This is a genomic window from Variovorax glacialis (assembly GCF_051216375.1).
Lineage (GTDB): Bacteria > Pseudomonadota > Gammaproteobacteria > Burkholderiales > Burkholderiaceae_C > Variovorax.
In genome coordinates this window covers 1-1,311 of record NZ_JBPJZT010000065.1, presented here as the reverse complement: position 1 = coordinate 1,311, position 1,311 = coordinate 1, and the positions used below count along the sequence as shown (strand labels likewise).

1 protein-coding gene is annotated in these 1,311 nt (G+C 64.9%); it reads left to right on the top strand.

The window, feature by feature from the left end:
• Positions 1-223: 223 nt before the first annotated feature.
• A partial coding sequence (gene istA, locus ACSFBL_RS35595) for an IS21 family transposase (RefSeq protein ID WP_435520501.1) occupies positions 224-1,311 on the top strand: 1,088 nt, incomplete at its 3' end.

The following is a 1,311-nucleotide window of genomic DNA, read 5'->3' as shown; positions in this document are numbered from 1 at the left end:
TGCGTATTTCGGAAGAGCGTGACCGACCGTTTCGGCATCGTGACCGCCGAATTCGGGAACGTGACCGATGATTTCGGTGACGTGACCGACGGACCATTTGCAACTGCCTGAGGGTGGTTGGCGACCTGTCAAGGGGTCGATGCTGGTGTTGCGTATGAACCACCGCTGAGGCATAGCCTCACGGCCTTTGGGCCGGGAGCCGATGCCACAGCAACGCATGGACATACGCATGATCAAGGACATTCTCAGACTCAAGCTGCAGGGCGATCTATCGCATGAACGCATCGCGCGCAGCCTGAACATCTCCAAGGGCGCCGTCGCCAAGTACCTCAGTTTGGCCAGCGCCGCCGGCTTGGATTGGCAGACGGCGAGCGAACTGGACGAGGCCGCGCTGGAGCGCAGGCTGCTCGGACGCAGCACGAGCGAGACCCGTGTGGTCGAGCCCGACTTCGCCCTCGTACACATCGAGCTGCGCCGCAAGGGCGTGACGCTGATGCTGTTGTGGGCCGAGTACCGCGCGGCTAACGAGGGTGCACGCACCTGGGCCTACACCCAGTTCTGCGAGCACTACAAGGCGTTCGCCAAGTCGCTCAAGCGCTCGATGCGCCAACACCGCCGCGCCGGAGAGAAGTTGTTCATCGACTACGCCGGCGCGACGCTGGCGTTGGCCGACGGAACGCGCGCGCAGATCTTCGTCGCCGCCATGGCCGCATCGAGCTTCACCTTCGCCTGTGCGACGGCCGACCAGAGCATGCGCTCCTGGCTGGGTGCGCTGGCGCGCGCGCTGACCTTCTACGGTGGTTGCCCGCAACTCATCGTGCCCGACAACCCGCGCTCGCTCGTTTCCGAGGCCTGCCGCTACGAGCCAACGCTCAACGCGACGGTGCGCGAGTTCGCGCGTCACTACGATGTGTCGTTCCTTCCGGCACGCCCGTATTCGCCGAAGGACAAGGCATCCGCAGAATCGTCGGTCCAAGTGGTCACCCGCTGGATCCTGGCACGGCTGCGTCACGCTGTGCTGGCCGACGTGCACGCCGCCGATGCGGCCGTCACGGCGTTGCTGCCATCTCTGAACGAGCGCAAGTTCCAGAAGCTCGAGGGCAGCCGCGCAAGTCTGTTCGCCAAGCTCGATGCCCCTGCGCTCTCACCCCTGCCGACCCAGCGTTGGCAATGGGTCACCTTCAAGACGGTGAAGGCGCACATCGACTATCACGTCGAGGTCGACGCCCACCGCTACAGCGTGCCGCACTCGCTGGTGGGCTTGGCGCTGGAAGCCCGCATCACCGACGCGCTGGTCGAACTGCTGCATCG